The sequence below is a fragment of the uncultured Erythrobacter sp. genome, from assembly GCF_947502395.1.
Classification (GTDB): Bacteria; Pseudomonadota; Alphaproteobacteria; order Sphingomonadales; family Sphingomonadaceae; genus Erythrobacter.
The window spans coordinates 738575-762890 of the sequence record NZ_CANMZM010000003.1 but is presented as its reverse complement, the minus strand read 5'-3'; the positions used below and the strand labels follow the sequence as shown (position 1 = coordinate 762890).

The 24316-nt window shown below is 57.3% G+C and carries 27 protein-coding genes and 1 tRNA gene; 18 read left to right on the top strand and 10 right to left on the bottom strand.

Going from position 1 to position 24316, the window contains the following annotated elements; genetic code table 11:
• The first annotated feature begins 7 nt into the window (after positions 1–7).
• From Q0778_RS14860 to Q0778_RS14840, 5 genes are all read left to right on the top strand, one after another.
• Entirely contained in the window at positions 8–445 is a 438-nt protein-coding gene (locus Q0778_RS14860) for an HPr kinase/phosphatase C-terminal domain-containing protein (protein ID WP_298337136.1), read from the top strand.
• Positions 446–499: 54 nt separating this feature from the next.
• On the top strand, positions 500–1453 hold the full coding sequence (rapZ, locus tag Q0778_RS14855; protein ID WP_298301946.1) for an RNase adapter RapZ: 954 nt from the start codon (positions 500–502) through the stop codon (positions 1451–1453).
• A gap of 109 nt (positions 1454–1562) precedes the next feature.
• The gene (locus Q0778_RS14850; RefSeq protein WP_298301943.1) at positions 1563–1994 is read left to right on the top strand and encodes a PTS sugar transporter subunit IIA; all 432 of its coding nucleotides are present in this window, start codon (positions 1563–1565) and stop codon (positions 1992–1994) included.
• A 9-nt stretch (positions 1995–2003) separates the two neighbouring features.
• Positions 2004–2282, top strand: a complete 279-nt coding sequence (locus Q0778_RS14845; RefSeq protein ID WP_298301941.1) for an HPr family phosphocarrier protein — start codon at positions 2004–2006, stop codon at positions 2280–2282.
• Between the two features lie 12 nt (positions 2283–2294).
• A complete protein-coding gene (locus Q0778_RS14840; RefSeq protein WP_298337134.1) occupies positions 2295–3095 on the top strand; it encodes an RNA methyltransferase in 801 nt (266 codons plus the stop codon).
• Here the strand turns inward: Q0778_RS14840 and Q0778_RS14835 are convergent.
• From Q0778_RS14835 to recR, 5 genes are all read right to left on the bottom strand, one after another.
• On the bottom strand, positions 3092–3676 hold the full coding sequence (locus Q0778_RS14835) for a class I SAM-dependent methyltransferase (protein ID WP_298337132.1): 585 nt from the start codon (positions 3674–3676) through the stop codon (positions 3092–3094). The two genes, Q0778_RS14840 and Q0778_RS14835, sit on opposite strands and share 4 nt — an antisense overlap.
• A 55-nt stretch (positions 3677–3731) precedes the next feature.
• Positions 3732–5243, bottom strand: coding sequence for a DNA recombination protein RmuC (gene rmuC, locus Q0778_RS14830; RefSeq protein ID WP_298337130.1), 1512 nt, complete (start codon positions 5241–5243; stop codon positions 3732–3734).
• A 61-nt stretch (positions 5244–5304) separates the two neighbouring features.
• Entirely contained in the window at positions 5305–5865 is a 561-nt protein-coding gene (def, locus tag Q0778_RS14825; RefSeq protein ID WP_298301931.1) for a peptide deformylase, read from the bottom strand.
• An 80-nt stretch (positions 5866–5945) separates the two neighbouring features.
• Positions 5946–6170: a hypothetical protein gene (locus Q0778_RS14820; protein ID WP_298337128.1), complete on the bottom strand. Its 225-nt coding sequence runs from the start codon at positions 6168–6170 to the stop codon at positions 5946–5948.
• Positions 6171–6220: 50 nt separating this feature from the next.
• A complete protein-coding gene (recR, locus tag Q0778_RS14815; protein WP_298301927.1) occupies positions 6221–6817 on the bottom strand; it encodes a recombination mediator RecR in 597 nt (198 codons plus the stop codon).
• A gap of 53 nt (positions 6818–6870) precedes the next feature.
• On the opposite strand from recR, the gene fmt reads away from it, so the two are divergent.
• From fmt to Q0778_RS14795, 4 genes are read left to right on the top strand one after another with little or no spacing between them, the layout of a single operon-like run.
• Positions 6871–7788 carry a methionyl-tRNA formyltransferase gene (fmt, locus tag Q0778_RS14810; protein WP_298337126.1) on the top strand — a complete coding sequence of 306 codons (918 nt, stop codon included), beginning with the start codon at positions 6871–6873 and terminating at the stop codon, positions 7786–7788.
• Positions 7785–8540 (top strand): tRNA pseudouridine(38-40) synthase TruA, encoded by a 756-nt coding sequence (truA, locus tag Q0778_RS14805; protein ID WP_298337124.1) that lies wholly within the window; start codon positions 7785–7787, stop codon positions 8538–8540. The genes fmt and truA overlap by 4 nt, the downstream gene beginning before the upstream one ends.
• Positions 8540–8929 (top strand): hypothetical protein, encoded by a 390-nt coding sequence (locus tag Q0778_RS14800; RefSeq protein ID WP_298301921.1) that lies wholly within the window; start codon positions 8540–8542, stop codon positions 8927–8929. The genes truA and Q0778_RS14800 overlap by 1 nt, the downstream gene beginning before the upstream one ends.
• 21 nt (positions 8930–8950) lie before the next feature.
• Positions 8951–10063 (top strand): zinc-binding dehydrogenase, encoded by a 1113-nt coding sequence (locus Q0778_RS14795; RefSeq protein WP_298337122.1) that lies wholly within the window; start codon positions 8951–8953, stop codon positions 10061–10063.
• A 52-nt stretch (positions 10064–10115) separates the two neighbouring features.
• Here Q0778_RS14795 and Q0778_RS14790 read toward each other — a convergent pair whose 3' ends face one another.
• Together Q0778_RS14790 and Q0778_RS14785 are read right to left on the bottom strand one after the other, a co-directional pair.
• Positions 10116–11120: an asparaginase gene (locus Q0778_RS14790; protein ID WP_298337120.1), complete on the bottom strand. Its 1005-nt coding sequence runs from the start codon at positions 11118–11120 to the stop codon at positions 10116–10118.
• Complete coding sequence (locus tag Q0778_RS14785) at positions 11117–11488, bottom strand: MerC domain-containing protein (RefSeq protein ID WP_298337118.1); 372 nt, start codon at positions 11486–11488, stop codon at positions 11117–11119. Before Q0778_RS14785 ends, Q0778_RS14790 begins: the two co-directional genes overlap by 4 nt.
• Before the next feature lie 246 nt (positions 11489–11734).
• Between Q0778_RS14785 and Q0778_RS14780 the strand changes: the two genes are divergently transcribed.
• The 4 genes from Q0778_RS14780 to Q0778_RS14765 all read left to right on the top strand — a co-directional run bounded on the left by Q0778_RS14780 (position 11735) and on the right by Q0778_RS14765 (position 15712).
• Positions 11735–12364: an ATP-binding cassette domain-containing protein gene (locus tag Q0778_RS14780; RefSeq protein ID WP_298337116.1), complete on the top strand. Its 630-nt coding sequence runs from the start codon at positions 11735–11737 to the stop codon at positions 12362–12364.
• Complete coding sequence (locus tag Q0778_RS14775; RefSeq protein ID WP_298337114.1) at positions 12361–13620, top strand: ABC transporter permease; 1260 nt, start codon at positions 12361–12363, stop codon at positions 13618–13620. The genes Q0778_RS14780 and Q0778_RS14775 overlap by 4 nt, the downstream gene beginning before the upstream one ends.
• A gap of 2 nt (positions 13621–13622) precedes the next feature.
• Positions 13623–14240 (top strand): hypothetical protein, encoded by a 618-nt coding sequence (locus Q0778_RS14770; protein WP_298301909.1) that lies wholly within the window; start codon positions 13623–13625, stop codon positions 14238–14240.
• A 119-nt stretch (positions 14241–14359) separates the two neighbouring features.
• A complete protein-coding gene (locus Q0778_RS14765; protein ID WP_366519550.1) occupies positions 14360–15712 on the top strand; it encodes an alkaline phosphatase PhoX in 1353 nt (450 codons plus the stop codon).
• Positions 15713–15716: 4 nt separating this feature from the next.
• Here the strand turns inward: Q0778_RS14765 and Q0778_RS14760 are convergent, their stop codons facing one another.
• Together Q0778_RS14760 and Q0778_RS14755 are read right to left on the bottom strand one after the other, a co-directional pair.
• Positions 15717–16844: an iron-containing alcohol dehydrogenase gene (locus tag Q0778_RS14760; protein WP_298337110.1), complete on the bottom strand. Its 1128-nt coding sequence runs from the start codon at positions 16842–16844 to the stop codon at positions 15717–15719.
• A gap of 78 nt (positions 16845–16922) precedes the next feature.
• Positions 16923–18161: a GTP-binding protein gene (locus tag Q0778_RS14755; RefSeq protein WP_298337108.1), complete on the bottom strand. Its 1239-nt coding sequence runs from the start codon at positions 18159–18161 to the stop codon at positions 16923–16925.
• Between the two features lie 180 nt (positions 18162–18341).
• On the opposite strand from Q0778_RS14755, the gene Q0778_RS14750 reads away from it, so the two are divergent.
• On the top strand, positions 18342–20510 hold the full coding sequence (locus Q0778_RS14750; protein ID WP_298337106.1) for a S46 family peptidase: 2169 nt from the start codon (positions 18342–18344) through the stop codon (positions 20508–20510).
• Positions 20511–20619: 109 nt separating this feature from the next.
• Positions 20620–20695 (top strand) — tRNA-Val (locus tag Q0778_RS14745).
• Positions 20696–20779: 84 nt separating this feature from the next.
• Here Q0778_RS14745 and Q0778_RS14740 read toward each other — a convergent pair.
• Positions 20780–21376, bottom strand: coding sequence for a TlpA disulfide reductase family protein (locus Q0778_RS14740; RefSeq protein WP_298337104.1), 597 nt, complete (start codon positions 21374–21376; stop codon positions 20780–20782).
• Between the two features lie 34 nt (positions 21377–21410).
• On the opposite strand from Q0778_RS14740, the gene argH reads away from it, so the two are divergent.
• The 3 genes from argH to lysA are packed head-to-tail and all read left to right on the top strand — an operon-like array spanning position 21411 to position 24310.
• Positions 21411–22787 (top strand): argininosuccinate lyase, encoded by a 1377-nt coding sequence (gene argH / locus Q0778_RS14735; RefSeq protein WP_298337707.1) that lies wholly within the window; start codon positions 21411–21413, stop codon positions 22785–22787.
• Entirely contained in the window at positions 22787–23035 is a 249-nt protein-coding gene (locus tag Q0778_RS14730) for a hypothetical protein (RefSeq protein WP_298301895.1), read from the top strand. The genes argH and Q0778_RS14730 overlap by 1 nt, the downstream gene beginning before the upstream one ends.
• A gap of 15 nt (positions 23036–23050) precedes the next feature.
• Positions 23051–24310 (top strand): diaminopimelate decarboxylase, encoded by a 1260-nt coding sequence (gene lysA, locus Q0778_RS14725; RefSeq protein ID WP_298301893.1) that lies wholly within the window; start codon positions 23051–23053, stop codon positions 24308–24310.
• Positions 24311–24316 lie beyond the last annotated feature (6 nt).

Genomic DNA, 24316 nt, shown 5'->3' with positions numbered 1-24316 from the left:
ATGCGTTGTGACCGATGAAACTCACTGTCTATTCTCGGCCAGCGCCGTAGCAATTGGCGATGTGGCTTTGGCGATTGAGGGGCCGCCGGGCAGCGGTAAATCCTCACTAGCGCTGGCTCTGATTGACCGCGGCGCACAACTGATCGGCGATGACTGCGTGACGCTCACCCGAAGCGGCAAGCGCCTCATTGCGAGCCCTCCCCCCAATATCGAGGGCCTTCTGGAGCTGCGCGGCGTTGGACTCTTCAATTTCCCATTGTCTGAACCCCGCCCGCTTAGCCTCATTCTCTCGCTTCGTGTTGGGGGAGAGCGGTTACCGGATGTTATTCCCCTTCGGGATATTCTTGGCGTCAATGTGCCCTACCTTCCCTTCTATCCAGACACGCTGGTTCCTGCTGTCAGAGCGGAATTGGCATTGGCAAAGCACGGGCTTCACTTTGGCTAGCGACGACAAATTGCTTTCCTTCTTACTGGCAAAGGAGGAATAAGACGGAATAGTATGACTGTACCGCCTGCCCAATCCGACTCGCGTCAAAGGCTGTTGCTCGTCACTGGCCTTGCCGGCGCAGGCAAATCGACGGTGCTTGCCGTGCTCGAAGATCTGGGATGGGAGACAATCGACAACTTTCCCATCCGCATGCTGGAGCGGCTCGTAGGTGAGCCAGGCAACAGCGCGAGTAACGACGACGCAGTGTCACGCGCACCGCTTGCTATCGGTTTTGATTCGCGAACGCGCGGCTTTGTTCCTGGTGAAATCATTTCCCTTGTTATGCGTATGGAGAAGCGCAGCGACCTCGCGCTCAGTTTCATTTTTCTCGATTGCAAGTCGACCGAGTTGGAGCGGCGCTTCAACGAAACCCGCCGGCGGCATCCCATGGCGCAGGAAAACACCGTGCATGATGGGATCGCCGCTGAGCGCGAATTGCTCGAACCGTTAAGGCGCTGGGCTGAAGTGGTGATTGACACCAGCGAGCTCTCCTCCAACGACCTGCAAACCCAAGTGCGCACTCTGTTTGACAAAGAGCTTCAGGCAGAGCCCAGATTAACCGTCTCAAGCTTTGGCTTTGCGCGCGGCATGCCTCCGCTTGCAGACCTCGTCTTTGACATGCGTTTTCTCGACAATCCGCATTGGGTTGAAGCGCTTCGCGAAAGGACCGGGCAAGACCGTGAAGTGGGCGAGCATATCAAGAAAGACCCTGCCTTTGCCCAGGCTTTTAAACAGATCCACGCGCTACTTTTGACTGTCCTTCCCCGCTACCATGCTCAAGGGAAAGCTTACGTTCATGTCGCCTTTGGTTGTACCGGAGGTAGACACCGTTCCGTCTTTACTGCGGAAGGCATGGCACAGGCCTTGCGCGAGGCTGGGTTTTCGCCCACTGTCCGCCACCGCAATTTGAAGTCACGTGTAACGGACACAATTGAAGGCGGTAAAGAGGGTCCTTCTGAGGGGTAATGCCGTGATAGGGATTAAAGGATCGCAACGGATGGTGGTGCTAGTGTTAGGTGATGCGATGTGCGCTTTGGGCGCTGGTCGCTCGGTACGAACGGACTGAATTCGCAGCATGATCGGTTTGATCCTGGTAACCCATGGCCGCCTCGCGGACCAATTTGTCGAAGCAATGGAACACGTTGTCGGCGAGCAACCGGCCGTTGAGACGGTGTGCATCGGCCCCAATGATGATATGGAGCGGCGCCGCTCAGATATCTCCAATGCGATTGAGAAGGTCGATGGAGGGCGCGGTGTCATTATCCTTACCGATTTGTTTGGCGGCACGCCTTCGAATCTGGCCATATCATTGCTTGATGCAGGCCAGGTGGAGGTCATCGCTGGAATCAACCTCCCGATGCTCATTCGCCTGGCTGGAGCGCGCAAGAATATGACGGTGAGCGAAGCGGTTGAGGCCGCGCAGGTCGCCGGTCGCAATTATATCACCGTTGCCAGCGAACTTCTGGGAGCAGACAATCCGCCGCGCGTTGCAAGCGGCGGGAGTTAGGACGCACCGATGGGGGAGCTGCGACAAACCGTCACCATCGTGAATAAGCGTGGGCTTCATGCCCGGGCTAGTGCCAAATTCGTAGGTGCCGTCGCTGCTCTACCTGAAGGCGCGGCGGTCAAGGTCGCAAAGGATGGCCACGAAGCGGCGGGTGGCTCGATTCTCGGATTGATGATGCTCGGTGCGGCAAAAGGCGACAACATCGAATTGATCGTCGACGGCAATGAGTCCGAGAATGTGCTGACCGAGCTCGTCGCGCTCGTCGAAGACGGCTTTGGCGAAGAGTAAGGCGGAGCGCAGATGCGCAAGCACATCTCAGGTTATTCCAATCCAACCGTTAAGTACCTGCGCAGCCTGCGGGAAAAGAAACTGCGCAAACGCGCCGGGCAGTTTCTGGTCGAAGGTCTGCGACTTCTCGAAGATGCGCGTAGCACTGGTAATATCCCTCGTAGTCTTGTGATGGCGGAGAACCGCGACCCTCACCCGCTCCTCGACGGTCTGGAGGGCGAAGTTGAGACCGCTGGCGGTGAGGTAATCACCACAACGCCCGCCATTCTCTCCAAGATCACTGGCAAATCGAACACACAAAGCGTTGTTGGGGTGTTCGATGAGTTTGACACCGCACTCGGCTCCCTTGACCGAAGTGACGCGGATATCTGGCTGATCGCGCAAGACTTGCGCGATCCGGGAAACTTGGGAACCATGCTGCGCACGGGCGATGCAGTGGGCGCTGGTGGGTTGATCTTGATTGATGATTGCGCCGATCCCTTTAGCACGGAAGCCGTGCGGGCGAGCATGGGCGCTGTGTTCACCCAAGGGCTTGCGCGGGCTCGGTGGGAGGAGTTTGTGCCTTGGCTTCGCGGCGGCTCTGGTCAACTTGTGGCCGCCAGCTTGCGAGATGCTGTGCCCTACCGTGGTGCGCCCTATCAATCCCCGTGCTTCATCTTGGTTGGCAACGAATCACAGGGGCTTCCTGAGGTTTATGAAGCCGAATGCGATCTGCGGGTGACCATGCCGATGAAGGGCCGCGCGGACTCGCTCAATGCCGCCGTTGCGGGCGCGGTATTGGCCTATGAAGTCTTAGATTCTCTCAGCGCTTAAGCACGCGGTTCCACCACATAGACTGCCTGCTGATAGAGCTTGAGCAGCCTGTGCACTTTGGCGTGCATCAGCTCCAGCCCCATGCGCTCAAAGCTCTCGCGCCAGCCTTGATCGCTTCTATTGGTGTGGGGGTGGCCGAAAAATTCGAAGTTTGTGAGCTTGTCGGTTAGCTTGGTGTAGCGCTCCTGCAAGCGTGTCTCGAACACATCTTCGATAATGATGACACGCCGTGCGATGCGGGCAGATTCGCGGATGATATGATCCGGGTCGGGTGTATGATGGAGCGTGGTCAGAATGAGCGCAGTATCAAACGCTCGATCTGAGAAAGGCATGCGCGCTCCATCGTATACCACCGGCACAAGGTCAGGGGAGAACGCATTGTCAGCAATGTCGAGCCCGGTCACATTGTGGCCAGCCTCGCGAAACACATCGATCACGCTTCCCGGACCCGAGCCGACTTCGAGTAAACGCTCGCCTGATGCGATCCAGTCCTCGATCATGGCGAGTTTGCGCGCTGCATCCAGTTTCCATACGGAATAGACTGCATGGCTTAAGACAGGAATTTTCCAGCGCAGGGGCATGGTGCATGCCTAGCAGTTTTGCGTTCGCTGCAAAGCGCAGACTGCGGCTCGAGAATTACTCGGCAGCGTCGCGCTTCTCTTCGAGCGCCGGGAAAGCAGACTGCTCGTCGCCCCCCTCATCCGCCCCAGCCTCAGCCGCATCCGCCGCATCCGCCGCATCCGCCGCATCCGCCGCATCCGCCGCATTGTAGCGCGGTGCGCTCTCAACCAAAGGCACTTCTTCAATTTCACGCTTGCCAATCTCGACACCTTTTTCGGCGAGGCGTTTGCCTGAGGATAAGACATTGCGTTCAAAGCTGCCGACGAATTTGTTGTAGTTGTTTACCGCTGTTTCAAGCCCACCGCCAACACGCTTCAGATGCGAGGCGGCAGTCTCCAGACGACCGTAGAGTTCCGCGCCCATACGTCCGATCTCTTGGGCTTCTTGCGCCAAGCCATCCTGCCGCCAGACCTGCGCAACGGTCCGAGCAATGGCTACCAGATTGGTCGGCGTTGCGAGCAAGACCCGGCGTTCAAAGGCAAAGTCCCACAAGGTCGGATCGGCGTCCAAAGCGGCGGTCACAAAATGTTCCCCTGGAATGAACATAATGACGTAATCGGGCGCTTCTTCAAATTGGCTTTGATAGCTTTTCGCGCCCAGGGTTTGGACGTGATTGCGCATGGACTTTGCGTGCGCGTCCAACTCACGTTTGCGCGTGTCGTCATCATCGGCCTCGAACGCCGCCTGATAGGCGTTGAGCGAGACTTTGGAATCGATGACCAGCTTCTTTTGCCCCGGCACATTGATGATCGCATCGGGACGAAGCCGCCCCTCCTCGGTTTCAACCGAATGCTCCATCATAAAGTCGGTATGCTCGGCCAACCCGCATTGTTCGAGCAGGTTTTGCAAAGCCCTCTCTCCCCAGCGGCCTCGCGCTTTGGGAGCGTTGGTGAGCGAATTACCCAAACGCTGAGCCTCGCGTCGGACCTCTTCCTGCCCCTCTCGCATGGATTGGATGAGGCCCTGCAATTGGCCAAAAGCATCGGTGCGCTTGGCCTCTAACTCGCTGACCTGCTTTTCGTAATTCGCGAGCTTTTCGCCCACGGGAGTGAGCAGAGCCTTGATCTTCGCCTCGCCCGTTTCCTCGGATTGCTTAAAGCGTTCTTCAGCTCGGCGCAGGAAAGCCTCTTGGTTCTGGCGCAGGACCTCTGCTCCGGCGGCCTTGAACTGATTGGTCATTTCCTCGCGCGCTTGGCCGAGCAAACGCTTTTGCTCTTCAAAGGCCTTTTCGCGTTCCCGCTTGCTGCTTTCTTCTGCGGCCAAACGCTGAGCCAGAAGTGCGCGTTCTTGGTTTGCCTTGGCAAGCTCATCCGCCAAGCCATCCGCGCGCCCTGCCCGTTCAGACATGGTCGCAAGGTCTGTGGCCGCGCGGCGAAACTTCTCATCGAGCGCCTTTGTCTCGTCTTCGCTCGTTGCAAGTCGTTCGCGCAGCTCAGCGACAAGCCGAGAGGCAAAAAACCATGCCGCTCCGCCCCCAAGAGCGAAGCCAACTACCAAAACTATGATGATAAGAGTTGCATTATCCATGCTTACTTATAGCATGGAACATAAATGGAACACCAGCGCTTTGCAGGATATCCCCGAAAAGCTACGCCGCCCTCAGCTTCCTCAGCTTCTTCAGCATCATATTGCGCTTCAAACGCGACAGGTGGTCGATAAAGACGATCCCCTCGAGGTGGTCCATCTCGTGCTGAATGCAGGTCGCCATCATGCCGGTGAGGTGCTCCTTGTGGGAGTTGCCATCAAGGTCCTGATACTCAACCATGCACGACGCCGGGCGGTCCACATCGGCGTAAATCTCCGGCAAGGACAAGCAGCCTTCCTGGAAGGTCGACATTTCCTCTGTCTCAGGCGTGATGACTGGATTCACGAAGACGCGCGGGTCATTCTTGATCGGAGGGTGTTCGTTGCCGTCCTCATCCTTTATCGGCTCCGCGTCCATATCGGGCTCTTGCAAATCAATGACCAGCAGGCGCTTTGGAATCGCAACCTGAATCGCTGCCAGGCCGATGCCAGGGGCAGCATACATGGTCTCAAACATGTCTTCGACGAGCAGTTTCAAGTCGTCGTTGAACTCTTCCGGTTTGACGGGTTCGGACACAAGTTTGAGCCGGGGGTCCGGCACTTCAATGATTTCGCGGATAGCCATACTCTCAATTTAGTGCGGGCAGGCGCAGCTCGCAAGCGCAAGAGTTCGATCAAACTGATCGGCTTTGCCCAGCGTGGCGGCTAAGGCTGAGATTCGTGTTCCACCACGGATGTCACACAGGATTCGTCAATAATGATCTTATGCCCTTTTGTACCGGTGCAAATCCACAGGCCCGGCAAATTCGGGTCACTGGTTATGCTTTCGACCATATAGTTGGCGTTGCCACGCAAGAAGATCGCCGCGACATGGCCTTTCTCTTCAATCGCTTGAACGACTAAAAAAAGGGGGCTGGGTGTTTGTGTCATTTCTCTTTGTCCAATCAATTGTGTCTTGCATCAAATACTCCGCAGGCCTTCTATCCAACAGGCCTTCTTGCCCTGAGAGCCTGCGCTAAGGTTCCTTCATCGAGATAATCGAGTTCCCCACCAACCGGTAGGCCATGAGCAAGCTGCGTTATGCGCACTTTATGCTGTTCCAGCCGCTCGGCGAGGTAATGCGCGGTGGTTTGCCCCTCGAGTGTTGCGTTCATGGCGAGGACCACCTCGTCGATTTCGCCTTCAGATACGCGCTCCAAAAGTGCGGCAATGTTGAGGTCTTCGGGACCAATGCCATCGAGCGCAGATAGCTTCCCACCTAAGACATGATAGCGCCCTTGGAACAGTCTCGCTCTGTCCAAAGCCCAGACATCGGCGACATCCTCAACCACGCAAAGGCTATTCGCATCACGGCGTGGGTCGGCGCAGATGCTGCAAGGGTTTGTCGTGTCAACATTGCCGCAGGTCTCGCATTCGACAAGCGATTGGGAAACCCCATCCAGCGCCTCAAGTAAGTCTGGCAAGGCCTGTTCCCGGTTCTTCACCAACCACAGCACAGCACGCCGCGCGCTGCGTGGGCCCAGGCCCGGCAGACGAGCAAGCGCGGAGGATAGAGCTTCGATCTCTTGCGATGCCATGTGGGGGGAGATAGGGCGAACGTGTCAATTCACAAAGGTTCACGCACACCCTTATGCGCATAGTTTTTATGGGAACGCCCGATTTTGCGGTGCCCGCGCTGGCGGCCCTACACGAACTTGGGCACGATGCTGGCCATGAAATTGCCTGCGTTTACACCCAGCCGCCAAGCCGTTCGGGCCGTGGAAAAAAGCTGCGCCCCTCCCCGGTTCAGGCAAAGGCTGAGGAGCTGGGTCTTGAGGTGCGTTCACCCAAATCGCTGCGGAATGAAGAGGCGCAAGGAGAATTTGCGGCTTTGGATGCCGATATTGCGGTGGTCGCGGCCTATGGTCTGATCTTGCCGCAAGCGGTGCTCGATGCACCGACGCACGGCTGTCTCAATATCCACGCCTCGATCCTGCCGCGCTGGCGCGGGGCTGCGCCCATTCACCGCGCGATTATGGCGGGGGACGAGGAGACGGGCGTTACGATTATGCAGATGGAGGCCGGGCTCGATACCGGACCCATGCGGCATATTATGAAGACGCCGATTGGGACCAAGACTACGGGCGAGATGTTCACCGAACTTGGGCAAATGGGCGCTGAGGCGATGGTGGAGGTCTTGAGCGACCTTGATGACTATCCTCCCGTCGCCCAGGATGATGCCCTAACCACCCATGCCGCCAAGATCGACAAGGCCGAGGCACGCATGGATTGGTCTCGGCCTGCAAGCGAACTGGTTCGCCATGTGGCAGGGCTCGCTCCTTTCCCGGGTGCTTGGTTCGAAGTGGACGATCAGCGGGTGAAGCTGCTTTTGGCGGAAAAGGCCGACGGGTCAGGCGCACCTGGCGAAGTACTGAACGCGGAATTCACCATCGCTTGCGGGTCGGGCGCAATCCGCCCCCTTAGGCTGCAACGGGCCGGCAAACCGGCGATGGACCGCGAAGAGTATCTGCGCGGGCGACCAGCTGCACCTGGGACTGTACTCAAGTGACCCGTTACGCGCTCACCATAGAATTTGACGGGACACCGTTCCACGGACTCCAGCGGCAGAAGCATGGGCCTTCTGTGCAGCAGTCGATCGAGGATGCGCTGCACAGGATTACGGGTGAGGACATTACCCTGCATAGCGCTGGACGGACAGACGCGGGCGTTCATGCGCTGGCTATGCGATCCCATGTTGACCTTGAGAAAGATATCGACCCGTTCCGCCTGTCCGAAGCGATCAATGCGCATCTTCGCCCTCATCCTATTGCGATCCTTGATTGCCAGATCGTGCCCGATGATTGGCACGCGCGGTTTAGCTGTGTGGAGCGGCGATATGTCTATCGCATTTGCAACCGCCGTGCGCCGCTGACTTTTGCCAAGAACCAAGTGTGGCATGTCGCCCAGCCCCTCGACGCAGAGGCGATGCACCGCGCCGCGCAAAGCCTTGTGGGGCTTCATGACTTCACCACTTTTCGCTCTGCCCATTGCCAATCGAATGATCCGGTGAAGACCTTGGACCGGCTTGATGTGGAGCGCGAGGGCGATGAATTGCGAATCTATGCACACGCCCGAAGCTTCCTTCACCATCAGGTTCGGTCCATGGTCGGATGCCTCAAATTGGTGGGCCAAGGCACGTGGGACGAGGCGCAAATCGGCCGTGCCCTAGCGGCAAAAGATCGCCAAGAATTAGGGCTTAACGCGCCGCCACATGGTCTCTATTTCGTAGAGGCGATTTATCCAGAGGAGCACGGCATCTGATGGCCAATTGGTACAAGTTTCCCACCAATTCGAGAATGACCGACGGCGATTATCGCGCTGGACTGAACGCGCTGAACATTGTTTTTGGCGCGGTGCTTGGCTTTGTTCTGGTGGGAGGTGAAAACTTGCCCATCTTCGACTTTGTGGCTTTGCTCGTCATCAGCGCGCTTATCGTCATGATGATCCAATCCATAGCGCTCAGTGATTTTACTTTGTTCAGCGTCTTAAGCACGGCCATCGCAATTTATTTTCTGCCGCAACTGGCGGAAGAGTGGTTTTCGCTCACCAAAGTTCCCAAATTGCAACCCACACTCGCGGTCTGGGCTACAATGGCCACCATTCTTGAGCTCTCACCCAGAGAGCACCCAGACCAGAAACCGACCGAATAATCCCACATTGGAGAGAGACTTATGACCACCGGTAAACAGCTGTTCACGACGCTTACAGCAGAAGGCAAACTCACCCTCGAAGTGAGCGAAGAGACCTTCCCAGAGCCCAAGGGCAACCAAGTTCTGGTCAAAATGGAAGCAGCACCTATCAACCCGTCGGACCTTGCGATCCTGACCAGCGCCGCTGACTTTGAAAACGCCGAATACTCAACTGGCAAAGTTGTCGCTGACATGCCTGAGCCCTTCCTCTCCGGTCAGCGCGGCCGTCATGGTCAGCGTCTGGAAGCGGGCAACGAAGGTGCGGGCACCGTGGTCGCCACGGGCGATAGCGATATGGCAAAAGCGCTTATGGGCCAACGCGTTGCTTGCGTACCGGGCCATGCATTTAGCCAATATGCCATCGCCGATGCGATGATGTGCTTACCGCTGGGCGATCATTCGAGCGAGACAGGCGCGTCTTCCTTTGTGAACCCGATGACCGCGCTTGGCTTTGTCGAGACCGCGAAGATGGAAGGCCACGATGCGATCATCCACTTGGCAGCCGCCTCAAACCTTGGCCAAATGCTCAACAAGATCTGTCAGGAAGACGGCCTCAAGCTCGTCAATATCGTGCGTCGCCAAGAGCATGTGGACCTGTTGAAATCACAAGGCGCAAAGTATGTCGTGAACTCATCTGACGATGATTACATGAAGCAACTTCGTGCAGCGATTGCCGAAACAGGTGCCTTCCTTGGCTTCGACCCGATTGGCGGCGGCCAGAACACTGACACCGTCCTCAAAGCCATGGAGCAGGTCGCGGCGAGCCAAATGGATGAATACTCACGCTACGGCTCGAACCAAGACAAGAAGATGTATCAATATGGCCGTCTGGACCTCCAGAACCCAACCATTCTGACGCCGTCTTATGGCCTCCAATGGTGTGTCGCTGGATGGCTGCTCACCCCATTCCTTGCTAAGGCTGGCATGGAAACAGTTGTGCGTATGCGTACCCGCGTTCTCGAGAACCTGGGCACCACATTTGCGTCTAGCTACAAGGCGAAAGTTGATCTTGAAGGCATGCTGACCAAGGAGGCGATCCTTGATTATCGTCAGATGAAAACGGGCGAGAAGTACCTCGTCACGCCTTGGGGTTAATTGGAACTAGGTGTTCGCGGCCTGCACTCTGGTGTGGGCCGCGAGCAACGCATCAACCGCGGTCAAATGCGGCCTGAATTTCGCTTCTGTCGCTCACCCCATTTGCGAGGAGCACCATGAGCAAGATGCGCGCCTTGGCAGGACCAAGCGCGCGGCCCGCCACAAAGCCATAGGCATCGTCGTCAACCTCGACATTGCGGTCGACCAGCCCTTCATCGACGCGCGCTGATCGCACGACAGGCACGCCGCTCTTCACCGCTTCCCCCAACGCATCAAGCACGCATTCGGGCGCATTACCCTGCCCCATTCCGGCAAGCACAATGCCTTTGCAGCCAATGCTCAAGAGCGCCTCCACTGGCTTTGCATCCATCCCTGCACCCGCTGTCAGGATTGCAATACGCGGTAGAGCCTCGGGCCACTGGTATCGCGCAAACTCACCCTTGCGCGTCGCACCGCCAAACCAATCAAGGCTGGACGGCGTTACCCGCGCAACAGGCCCCCTTGGATAGCCTTTGAAAGCATCAATGCTGGAGGTTGCCGCCTTCCGCACATCTTTGGCCGCAAACACCGTGTCGCCCATCACCAGTAGCGGACCTCGCCCACTGGCATCCGGGTCAGAAGCCACCCGCACCGCATTGGCGAAATTGCGCATCCCATCGGCCCCAACCGCGCCTGCTGGCCGCATTGCGCCGATGAGCACCACCGGCTTGTCCACCGCTAGTGTGAGATCAAGGAGATATGCGGTTTCTTCAGCCGTATCAGTGCCGTGGGTGACAAGCACCCCGTCGATTTCAGGATAACTTTGCGCCGCAACAATCTCTTTATGCAGCGCATCCCACACATCCCAGCCCATGTCCTGCGAGCCGATTTGCGCGATGGGTTTGGGAATGAGGTCAGCAGAAAGCTCAAGCCCAGCCAAGTCGCCAAGCATCGAGGTTAAGCTAAGTCCGCCTGCTGCATATGAGCCACCCGTTGCGCTAGCCGTGCTACCGGCAATTGTTCCTCCGGTGCCAAGAACTAAGAGCCGAGGAATACCGCTGTTCAAATTGGTGCTCAACGATGCACGATAATGCGGCGGACATGCGCAAAGGCGACCAAAAGCCCGCCGATAACGGTGAGGATGGTTTCACTTGTGCCGAGCGTTTCGGCGAAAAGGCCTGCAACCAAGAATGTGATCCCAAGCCCAGCTGGGACCAGAAAGCTCGCCGTTCGGGCCAATACATCGCGGAACGGAACGCTAGCCGAAATAATCGCCGCAAGCCCAGCAAACAGCCAGTGCAACCATTCTGCATGAGCAACAACCGTCAGGAAAGGCATCGTGCTCGCTAGCAGAGGCAAAGCGAGGCAGTGCAGAATGCACAAGGCGCTGAGCGCAGTTGCGGCACTATCGCTTTTGACAGTAAGCTCCATGATATGTTGTAACATCCGTTAGCAAAGACGCCCGTCCTTATGAGGCAAGCGGACGAGCGTCAATCGCTAATGGTGACCCTGTGAAGGAAGGCGGCCAGAAATGCCACCCCCAAGAATGCCACCCCAAGTATGTCTGAACTCACCGGAGAGCGCGTTGCAAATTGCGCTTTGCCCCCTATTATTTCCGCGCGATGAGCGAACCCATGCACCTATGATTCATCCTTCCATTTCACCCACAGTGACGAATCGGACCAGCTGACCATGCAACTTGAAGTGTCTGGCATTGGTCTTTCCTATGGCGATACGCGTGTATTGAGAGATGTGAGCCTAGTGCTCGATTCTGGTGAACAAGCGCTACTCTTGGGAGCATCAGGGTCTGGCAAGTCGAGCCTTCTCAACGTCATTTGCGGGTTGCAAACGCCGGATAGCGGCACAGTCACCTTAGGTGATCAGCCAGTGCACGATGGGGTCCGCAAGGCTCATATAGGCATTATCTTTCAGACCCTACGACTGGTGTCCGCACTAAACGTGCGTGCCAATTTATTGCTGGCACAAAGACTCGCTAATGGTGTCCAAAACGCGGCAAAAGTCGATGAAACTCTTGAACAATTGGGCATCAATCATCGCGCGAAGGCGCGCCCCTTTGAGCTGAGTCAAGGTGAAGCACAGCGCGCCGCCATTGCGCGGGCATTGGTAGTCTCACCCAAGCTCTTGATCGCAGATGAGCCAACCTCCGCGCTTGATAAGGGCAACACAAAGGTTGTTGCTGAAATGCTGATCGAGGCGGCTCGCAGCGCTGGTGCAAGTCTTTTGATTGCAACGCATGATGATCGGCTAACCTCGCAGTTCGGTCGCACACTGATGCTTGAAAATGGGAAGGTGACAGGATGATATCGCTTGCCCTTGCCTATTTGCGTGACCGGCCACTGACCACGGCACTGAATGTGCTCCTGCTCGCCATTTCGGTCGCGATGCTCGTATTGCTCCTGCAATTCGGTGAGCAAGCGCGCGAGCGGCTTGAGCGCGATGCCGCTGGTGTAGACCTTGTGGTGGGCGCGAAGGGATCGCCTTTGCAGCTAATCCTCTCGAGCATCTTTCACATCGATCAGCCGACAGGCAATATTCCCCATAACAGCCTCGATAGGCTGCGAAGCAACCCTGCCGTTTCGCGCGTGGTCCCGCTGGCGCTTGGCGACAATTTCCGCGGATTTCGGATCGTTGGAACCGACGCAACATTTGCGCAAAGCTATAGTCTGGAATTGGCCGAGGGGGCTCAATTCGATGGTCCTATGCAGGCGGTGATTGGTTCAAGAGTGGCGGAAGAAACCGGTGCGCAACTGGGTCAGAGGTTTATCGGTAATCATGGGTTCGCGAACGGAAATGGTGATGGACAAGGGCACGACCATGCTCCGTTTGAAACCGTGGGCATTCTGGCACCAAGCGGAACGGTCGCGGACCGCCTCATCCTCACATCGGTCGAAAGCGTATGGGACGTGCACGGGATTTCCCATGACCACCTTGAAGAAGATCAAGAGAGCCATGACCATGATAACGGCGAAACAACAAATGCTAGCGCGCCTCAATCCCATATACCCAGCCTTGAACCGGACCTAACCGCTCTGCTGGTCACATACCGCAATGCATCGGCCGCCATTCGCGTGCCAGCCATGGTCAACCGACTGACTGAGATGCAAGCCGCAGTCCCTGCGATTGAAACCGCACGGCTGCTGGAACTGCTAGACGCAAGCATTGAAGGCATTCGCGTCTTTGCGTGGCTGCTCGCTGCGACCGGCGGGCTTGCCATCTTTGTGGCGCTCCTCAATATGGCGCGCGGGCGCGAAGGTGACCTGGCGTTGTTGCGGGTGATGGGAGCCTCTCCCATTCAGGTCTTCGCAACGGTAATTCTGGAAGGGGTGATCGCGGCGGCAGTGGGCGCAGTCGCCGGATGGATCGGCGCACATGCCCTTATTGGGATTGTGCGAAGCCAATTTGCGACTTTGACCGATCTTGGGCTAACCGCATGGGCGCCGGTATCGGGAGAGGCATTCTTGATCCTTGCTGTCATCGCAATCGGTGCCTTGGCCGCCTTGATCCCTGCTGCCCAAGTGTACAGGATTGACCCAGCGCGCGTATTGGCAAGAAGTTGAGAATGAAGAAAAGTGATACACTCAAAATGGTAACTTGGCGGGTCGGCATTTTGGCTGCCCTGACCCTTGTCGGCGTCCAAACATTCCTACACTTCGCCAGTGAGACTGACGCAACTCCAAAATCCGTCTCCGTAGTCAATCAGGCGAAAGCAAGGGCTTCTGGCTCTGCACTCAATGACTTGGCCAATCCGCCTGATCCCAAGCAAGGCGCTGCAATTGAGGACATTTGGAAGCCTGCGCCCACCCCAGCCGGCGGCACCTCATGGTCGCTTTTGGAGGCAGCAAAAGAAGTCACTCGCACTGATGAGGCCGGCTATCTGGTCTCCTACCCGCTCTTCACGCGGGAGCAGCGCGCTCTTGAAGGTAAGCGGATCAAAGTGTCTGGCTGGATGGACCCGCTCCAGGTGGGCTCAAAGCAAAAGCGTTTTGTTCTTCTTGGATATCCGCCGGGCTGCCCATTCCACTTTCACGCGGCGCCGATGCAATTCATCGAGGTGATGGCCTCCATCCCCTTCGACACAGATCGTACCAATGTGATCACGGTCAGCGGGGTCCTCGAACTGACGGGTTATGACGAAGGCGGGGTATTCTATCGATTATGGGATTCGCGCCCAGGCTAGATGGGGCCAACAAGAATTGTCGCAGATTGGCGGGGATTAGTCGCAAATTGTCGTGCAATTGTCTTCATCCAATCCCATATTGTTAGCGTAGATAGGGGATGCTCCAGAACATGTCACAAATGCTGAACACAAATGGCAATCGTCGCCAATTCCTCACCGCCACAAGCAGCGCCTTCGCGGCTCTCATCGCAAGCGGGTGTTCAACCAGAGGCGCTGGACTCGCCTCGGCCAGCACCGGCTCTGTTTCGAGCTTCACTGACTACGGCCCCTTGGTTCAGGATCCCAATGGCATTCTCGATTTACCAGAGGGTTTTTCCTACCGCGTCCTTTCAAGCCTTGGCGATGCGATGAGCGATGGCGGCACCGTTCCTGACAAAGCCGACGGTATGGGCTGCCTCGATATCGGCAATGGCGAGATCGCTCTGGTGCGCAACCACGAGCTTATCCCGACTGATGGCCCAGGCGGTCCGATCGCCAAAGGCTATGGCACTTGGAATGGAGAAATCACTCCCGGTGGCACCACCAATATCGTGCTCGACGCTAAGACCCTTGAAGTGAAACGCCAATTCCGCACCCTTGGCGGCACGATCCGCAATTGCTCGGGCGGCGTAACCCCTTGGGGCAGCTGGTTGACCTGTGAAGAAGCGCCCACTGGCCCTGGCCAGCGTTTTGGCGATGGGCTTGCAGTTAATCACGGTTGGACCTTCGAAGTGCCCGGTGAAGCGACGGGCCTGGTGGACCCTGTACCCCTTCGCGCCATGGGCCGTTTCAACCACGAAGCCGCCTGCGTCGATCCGGAAACCGGCTATGTTTACCAGACCGAGGATATGAACGACTCGGTCTTTTATCGCTTCATTCCAAAGGTGCCCGGCAAGCTTTCCGAAGGTGGCAAGTTGCAGGCCATGGTGATCGAAAACGGTCCCGCTGACACGCGCAATTGGGACGCGAACACAATGCCTTTGGGCACTAGCTTTGCTGTGAGCTGGATTGATCTCGATGATGTCGAAGCGCCTAAGAACGACCTGCGCACACGCGCAGCAACGGCGGGCGCGGCGGTTATCGCTCGGGGCGAAGGCCTGCATATGGGCGATGGTGAGCTTTACATGTGCTCCACCAGCGGCGGTGTCAAAAAGCTGGGCCAGATCTTTCGCCTTGTGCCAGGCCGCGGCGGCGCGCCTGATCGGTTTGAACTGTTCTTTGAGAGCGAGAGCGAAGACCAGTTCAATTATGGCGACAATCTGTGCGTTGCGCCCAATGGGCATTTGGTGGTCTGCGAAGACCAATACACAGAAGTGGTCGACAACCACCTGCGCGGGGTCACGCCTGACGGGCGCCCTTATAAACTGGCGCGCCTTACCGTGCAGACCGAGCCTGCTGGCGCGTGTTTCTCACCCGATGGCAAGACGATGTTTGTGAACGCCTATGCGCCGACCAAGACCCTTGCGATTACGGGACCCTGGGCAAGCGCATAACTCCTCACATCGAGGCTCGAATCATTGCTTCGAAGTCTTCCGCGGAAGCGCGGCGTGGATTGCCGCGCGCAGCCAAGTCTTTGAGCGAATATTCGACCATTTCGGCGATGTCGTCCTCGACAATGCCCATTTCGGCCAATCCGCTTGGGATGCCGATTTGGGCATTTAAGTCGGCAATCGCCTGAGCAATATCAGCGCCCGGTTCTAACCCCATGGCTTGACGAAGGCGCGCGTATTTCTCGCCGCACTCACTCTCGTTGAAACGCAGCACTTCGGGGAGGAACACCGCGTTCAATGTCCCGTGGTGCGGGTTCAGGCGGCGAATACGGCCAGCCGCGTGGCTCATAGCGTGAACTGCGCCCAAACCCTTCACAAAGGCAAACGCGCCTTCGGTCGAGCACATCATCATATGCCAGCGCGCATCGCGGTCTGATCCATCTTTCACGGCGCGCGGCAAATACTGCATTCCGCGCCACAGACCATCCAAGGCAACGCCTTCTGCAGGAGGGTTCACATTCGGCGTGAGAAACGCCTCAATACAGTGCGTGATCGCATCCATACCGGTCGCCGCTGTCATCATCGGCGGCAGGCCCATGGTGAGTTCCGGATCGCAAACCGCAGCTTTCGGGATGAAATGCGGACTCGCAAAGGTCATCTTGCGCCCATCTTCAAGGATGATCACGAAGCCAACCGAAACCTCGCTGCCCGTGCCTGACGTGGTGGGCACAGCGATCAGCGGCGTCATGCCTTTGATATTGCGCGCGCCGCCTTGAAGCGGGTCATATTGCTCAAGCGGGCCACCGGATGCTGCAAGCAATCCAACCGCCTTGCCAAGGTCCATTGAAGAACCACCGCCTAGCGCGATAATCCCATCGCATCCTTCGGCCTCGTAGAGAGCGAGCGCCTTTTTGACCGCTTCTTCGGTGGGGTTGCCGGGGGTCTCATCAAAGACAACCGAATCTACGCCCATCGCCGCCTTAACCGTATCAACGATACCAACCTGCACCAGCCCGGCATCAGTCGCGATAAACGGCTTGGTGATACCAGCGTTCTTCATTTCCTTGGGCAAAAGCTCAAGCGCACCAAAACCGAATTGGGTGGTGGTCAAATATGTGAGCGTTGTAAGCGCCATGAAATATCCCTCTCTTCTCTTTGGCGAGATGTTTGAGGGTTCAAAAGCGCCTTGGCAACCGGGTTTTTTATAGCAACCTTACGCAGGTTGAACGGTGGGCTCGCTCCAAGCAGGAAACGGGTCGTCCATCCCTTCCCACTCTTCGGGTGTGTAGCCTTGCGCCGGCACCAGCGCTGCATCCAGAGCCTCGGTGATTTTCGCCTGATCCATATCAATCCCGATAAAGACGATTTCCTGCCGCCTATCGCCCCAGATGGGGTCCCAGTTTTTGGAGACGAACTCTTCGAATGTGCCATCCACCGGCCATTGGTTTTTGGGAACTGCGGCCCACCACATGCCCATGCGCGAGACGCTTTTCTGGCGCCCTGCGATTGCGAGTTCGGCCAAGAACTCAGTGCGGGTGGAGGTCCAAAAGTAACCTTTGGCACGGATCACCTTGTCGAGATTGTCGCTGGTGAGGAAGGCATAGAGCTTGGCTGGGTCAAAAGGAGCACGCGCACGGTAAACGAAGCTTTCAACGCCGTATTCTTCGGTCTCCGGACGGTGGCTGGCAAAGTCGTAGAGTTCTTTGAGCCATAGCGGGTGCTGTTCGGATTGTTCCTCGTCATAAAGGCCAGTGCCCACCACGTCATCAAGAGAGACTTGGCCGTAATTGGATTCGATGATCCTCGCATCAGCGTTCAATGAAGCCACGACTTTTTTGACCATAGCAAGCTGCGCAGGACTGACATCGGCGGCCTTATTGACGATCACGACATCGGCAAACTCAATCTGCTCAACCAACAGCGCAACAAGGCTCCGATCATCTTCTTCGCCCGCAGTCTCACCCCGATGCGCCAAGAGATCGTCGCTGGAATAATCAGCAAGAAGGTTCACCGCGTCCACCACCGTCACCATAGTGTCGATCTGCGAGACATCGCCCAGGCTCTCCCCCGCTTCATCGCGGAAGGAAAAGGTCGCGGCCACTGGCAAGGGCTCTGAAATCCCCGTGCTTTCGATTACAAGATAATCGAACCGTCCATCCTCAGCGAGCGTGCGAACCTCCTTGAGCAAGTCATCGCGAAGCGTGCAACAGATGCAGCCGTTGGTCATCTCGACCAGCTGCTCTTCAGAGCGCGACAAGGACGCCTCGCCTCCGCGCACAAGATCTGCATCGATATTCACCTCGGACATATCGTTGACGATCACCGCGACCTTTTTGCCCTCACGATTGGTGAGAATGTGGTTGAGCAAAGTGGTCTTGCCCGCTCCCAAGAAGCCGGAAAGCACGGTTACGGGTAGCTTGGTGCCAGTAAAACTGGAGGTTTGCTCATTCATTCTCGGGTTCCATCATGTCGACTGTTGCCAGCGATGATATAGTGTTACATCAAAGTTGGACGCCATTTAGCGCGCACCGTGACATTTTCAATGTGCGAATAGGGGGCAATCCGTTTGCAACCACGCTTGATTGCTCTTAGCACCCGCTCAAGCAATTTTGTTCCGGGATGAGGAAACTTCATGAAAGCCACCAAACTTCTTTCCGCCGCCCTGCTTTTGAGCAGCGCGCTCGCTGCTCCTGCCCTTGCCAAAGAGGGCATGTTCACGCCCGCCCAATTGCCTGACATTGCAGACCAATTGCAGGAAGCGGGCCTTGAGCTTGACCCAAGCGATTTGACCGACCTCACCGGCTTTCCAATGGGTGCGGTGATCTCGCTGGGCGGGTGTTCGGCAAGCTTTGTGTCGGCAGAGGGTCTCGTGGTCACCAACCACCACTGCGCGCGCGGGTCGGTGCAGTTCAATTCGACCGCTGAGAACAACTACCTTGAGAACGGCTTTCTTGCAGGCACAAAGGGTGATGAGCTTCCAGCGGCTCCGGGAAGCCGGATCTATGTGACAACTGAACTGACCGATGTGACGGATCGTGTTCGCGAAGGCACTTTGGATATGTCGCCGGTCGACCGCTACGCCGCCATTGAGCAACGCCGCAAAGACATCACTGCCGAATGCGAGGCAGAGCCCGGCTTCCGATGCCTCGTCGCCAGCTTCTACGGCGGCGCGGAATACACCCTCATCAAGCGCCTAGAAGTGCGCGATGTGCGTCTTGTCTACGCGCCAGCCGATAGCATCGGCAAATATGGCGGCGACATCGATAACTGGCAGTGGCCGCGCCATACGGGCGATTTCGCCTTCTACCGCGCCTATGTCGCACCCGATGGCTCCGCCGCAGACTTTAGCGAAGACAACGTCCCCTACGCGCCAGAACACCACCTTAAAGTGAACGCAGCTGGTCTGGACGATGGCGACTTTGTAATGGTCGCAGGCTATCCTGGCTCCACCAATCGTTACACGCTGCTGGCAGAGGTTCAGAACACGTTCGGTTGGACTTATCCGACTTTCCAAGGCCTGCTTACCAGCTGGATTCAGACGATCGAGAACGCCGCTCCTGAAGGGTCAGATGCACGGGTAAAATATGAGAGCCGCCTAGCCGGTCTCAACAACTTTGAGAAAAACCTGCGCGGTCAAATCGATGGCGCACGCCGTGTCGGTCTGGTGGACCGTCGAGCAGCGCGAGAAGCCGCTCTTGCCGATTGGATCGCAGCTGACGAAGCGCGCGCAGACTACGCTCCCGCGATCGAAGCCCTTTCCGAGCTATCGGTCGAAAGCGCGACCGCCTCGCGCACCAACTTCTGGTACAACAACGCTACCCGCCCTGCTTTGCTCTCCGCAGCGCAGCGCCTCTACCGCCTATCGAAGGAACGCGAGCTTCCCGATGCAGAGCGTGAGCCCGGCTATCAGGAACGCGACATGACCTTCTTCCGTCAAGGCTTGCAAGCGCTCGATCGGCGCTATGACGCTCGGGTCGACCAGTCGGAGTGGACGCTCTTCCTTACTGGCTATCTTGGCCAACCTGCTGAAGAGCGGGTCGCCGTGTTCGATCAGGCCCTGGGCCTTACCGCCGACACGACGGTCGATGACCTTCATGCCCTGCTCGCTTCTTATTACGAAGGCACCACGCTTGGCGACGGCGAAATCCGTTTGGCCATGATGGAGGCCGATGCTGCGACAATCGAAGCCAGCGACGATCCCTTCGTGAAACTCGCGGTCGCTTTGTATGAATATGAGCGCGGTCTTGAGGATGCGGCGGAAGAGCGCGGTGGACGCGCGTTGGCTCTTCGCCCAGCTTACATGGAGGCAATTACCGCTTGGCAGCGCGAAGAAGGAGGCCTGCCCTACCCCGATGCCAACTCAACCCTGCGCATCACATTTGGGAATGTGATGGGTGGATCACCGTTTGACGGAATGGCCTATATGCCCTTCACCAGCCTTGAAGGGATTACCCAAAAAGACACCGGCAAAGAACCGTTCAACTCTCCACAAAGCCAGTTGGATGCAATTGAGGCGAAGGATTATGGCTCCTACGAGCTTGATTCCATCGGTTCGGTTCCGGTCAACTTCATGTCTGACCTCGATGTGACCGGCGGGAACAGCGGTTCAGCCACCTTGAATGCGCAAGGCGAACTCGTCGGCCTGCTGTTCGATGGCACGTTCGAAAGTGTAAACTCGGACTGGGACTTCGACCCGCGCACTACGCGCTCAATCCACGTCGATTCGCGCTATATGCTGTGGGTGATGGAGAAGGTCGACGGCGCACAAGTGCTGATCGATGAGATGGACGTGGTCCGCTAAAAAGCGGGCCTTTCGCATAAACCATCGAAGATGGTCTTGACCGGAGCGCGCTTGCCCCTTAGGTGGCGCGCTCCGACCAGCCAAATGGGCTGGAGCGGAACACTGGTTGGGGCGATTAGCTCAGTTGGTAGAGCATCTCGTTTACACCGAGAGGGTCGGCAGTTCGAGCCTGTCATCGCCCACCAGAGTTTTGCGACACAAAATCATGCGGGGCGTGATTTTAGCCAAAACTCTCCCGACCGCAAAGGAGGGGTGTGGTTCAGCAAACACTACCCTTCCGCTAGTGCTTCCCGAACCTGAGCAATCGCTTCTTCGCTATCCCACTCATAACCACCAGCGACACGCAGTAGTTCTTTGCCCTCTGCATCGAAGAGCACCGTCACAGGCAACAATCCGCCGTCCGAGAACGCCACCGCAAGATCGTTTTGCGGATCAAGCCATTGCTCCAGATAGCGAAAATCGCGCTGCTCGAAGAACGGGATTACCACCTCAGCACCGCGATTATCCTGGCTGATGGTAAGCACCCTCACCTCACCCTCCATTTCCGCTGCTAGCTGATCGAGCGCTGGCATTTCCACCACGCAGGGCACACACCAGGTCGCCCAGAGGTTCACCAGCACCGGTTGGTCTAGTTGTCCGAGGTCAAGTGTATTGCCTTCGGGGTCGCTAAATTGAAGCGCGGGAAGCTCTGTGCCCGCAAAAGCGCGCACGATCTGGCCCGGCAATTGTGGTGGAGGCGGAGCATCATTTTCACCCGATGAAGCAGCGCTTTCTTGCGCAGGTGTCTCAGCGCCACTATCGCACCCGGCAAGGGCCAGAGCAGCAAAGCAGCAAAGAGCAAGCGGAAGTGAATTACGGCGGATCATGAGCGACTCCAAAGACAATACCCAATCAAATGCGATGTGGGGCGGACGTTTCGCGGACGGACCTAGCGCGATTATGCGCGAAATCAATGCCTCGATCCCATTCGACAAGGCGCTCTGGCGGCAAGATATCGCCGCGTCCAAAGCCCATGTCGCTATGCTCGCAGCGAAAGATATTGTGAGCGCAGCGGACGCCGAGGCGATTGCTCGAGGGTTGGACGCGGTCGCGGCTGAATACGAAGCGCACGGTGTGCCAGAGGACTGGGACCTCGAAGACATTCACATGACGACGGAGGCGCGCCTTGCCGAATTGATCGGGCCTGCAGCTGGTCGGCTACACACAGCGCGCAGCCGCAACGATCAGGTAGCAACCGATTTCAAGCTATGGGTGCGCGATGCAATCGACCGCGTGGATGCCGGGCTGAAGGCGCTGCAAGTGGCGCTGGTGACGCGGGCAGATGAGAACGCGTCGTCAATCATGCCCGGGTTTACACACCTGCAAACCGCGCAGCCCGTGACGCTCGGTCATCACCTGATGGCATATTACGAGATGATCGCGCGTGACCGGGATCGTTTTGCTGACGCTCGACGGCGGTTGGCCCTTTGTCCCTTGGGGAGCGCTGCGCTTGCGGGCACGGGCTTCCCGATTGATCGCGACATGACCGCGGCAGTGCTTGGCTTTGATGGCCCAACCCATAACAGCCTTGATGCCGTCTCTGACCGCGATTTCGCACTCGATTATCTTATGGCAGCAAGCCAATGCTCGCTCCACCTTTCGCGGCTTGCAGAGGAACTCATCATTTGGGCGAGTCAGCCCTATGGCTTTGTGCGGATGCCCGATGCGCTTTCGACCGGCAGCTCGATCATGCCGCAGAAGAAAAATCCCGACGCTGCGGAATTGGTACGCGGTCATGCCGGGCGCATTGCAGGTTGCACGACATCGCTAATGATCTCGATGAAGGGTCTACCACTCGCCTATTCCAAGGATATGCAAAATGACAAACCACCGGTGTTCGAAGCCGCTGGTCTGCTCGATCTGTGCATTGCGGCTATGGCTGGCATGATTGAGGGCGCAACGTTCCGAACCGAGCGCATGCGTGAGGCAGCCGAGCTGGGATATGCCACCGCGACTGACCTTGCCGATTGGTTGGTAGTGCAAGCTGACATTCCCTTCCGCGAGGCGCACCATATCACTGGCGCAGCCGTCAAACTCGCCGAGAGCCGAGGCGTCGCCCTGGACGCGCTGCCTTTGGCCGACCTCAAAGCCATTGATGACCGGATCGAGGAAAGCGTATTTGCGGCGCTCAGTGTTGATGCCTCAGTGGCCGCGCGAGCAAGCTATGGCGGAACCGCTCCAAAACAGGTACGTTTGCAAGTGAAACGGGCTCGAAAAGAGCTCGAGATGGAGGACTAATGGTCAAGTCTGTCAAATCTGTGCTGATCTTGGCACTTGGAGTTACGCTTGCAGCCTGCGGCGCGCGCGCACCGCTAGAGCCGCTTGCAAGCAGTGATATGACCACAACACCCTTCGGAGAAAGTGAGCGTCCCGATGCCGAGCAATTGCTCGAGCTGCCGACACTCGCCGCCCCGGAGCGCAGCGTTGAGTTGCGCCGGCGCTCGGAAGAGCGCGAAGACGACCCTTTTGATCTACCCCCTGACTGAAGACACCCACCTCTCATGGACCATTTTACTATTACGAACGGCGTGATGCACGCCGAAGACGTGCCGCTGCCGCGCATTGCCGACGAAGTGGGCACGCCTGTCTATGTTTATTCGCGCGCAACATTGGAACGCCACGCTCGCGTTTTTCGCGAGGCTCTGGACGATGTCCCAGAAAAGCTGATCGCCTTTGCGGTGAAGGCCAATCCAAACCTAGCTGTGCTCAAGGTGTTGCAACGCCAAGGTTATGGCGCCGACGTCGTCTCTGTTGGAGAGATGCGCCGAGCCTTGGCAGCAGGGATCGCGCCTGAGAATGTAGTGTTTTCAGGCGTGGGGAAGACGCGCACTGAATTGGCTGCAGGGCTCGAAGCAGGCATTGGCCAATTCAACATCGAGAGCGAGGAAGAGGGCCTTGAGCTCGCGGAAGTTGCCCGAGAAATGGGAATGGAAGCGCGTTGTACCCTACGCATCAATCCGGATGTCGACGCTGGCACGCATGACAAAATCTCAACCGGCAAAGCCGACAACAAATTTGGCGTGCCCATAACCGAAGCGGGTCAGATCTTTGGCAAGCTCGCGAATGAAAAAGGGGTCAAACTGCGCGGAGTCGCGGTGCATATCGGCAGTCAACTTGCTGATCTTGCTCCGTTGGAAAATGCCTTTGCGAAGATTGACGAACTGATCAGATCTTTGCGCGGTGCGGGCCACACCATCACTCACGTCGATCTTGGTGGTGGACTTGGTGTGCCTTACAAACAAGGCGAAGAACTCCCTAGCCCTGCTGAATATGGCGCAATGGTTGCCCGCATGACCAAGGATTGGAGCGTCAAACTGATCTTTGAGCCGGGCCGCGTGATTGCGGGCAATGCCGGCGTGCTTCTGACCCGCGTCGTGCGGGTCAAACGCGGGATCAAAGACCCCTTTGTGATTGTCGATGCGGCCATGAACGATTTGGCGCGCCCCGCCCTCTATGGAGCCTATCACGATTTCACCGCCGTCCAACCCAAAGGCACAGACATGACCGCCAACATTGTCGGGCCGATCTGCGAGACCGGTGACACCTTTGCCATGGGCCGCTTGTGCGACAAGCTTGAGACAGGCGACTTGGCCGTTTTCCGCACCGCGGGCGCTTATGGCGCAACGATGGCCTCCTCCTACAATTCACGCGGCTTTGTTGCCGAGGTTTTGGTCGACGGAGACAAGTTCGCGGTGGTTGCTGACCGGATCGATGCAAGCGCAATTATGGACGCAGAACGCGTGCCTGAATGGCTGGATTGATCGACT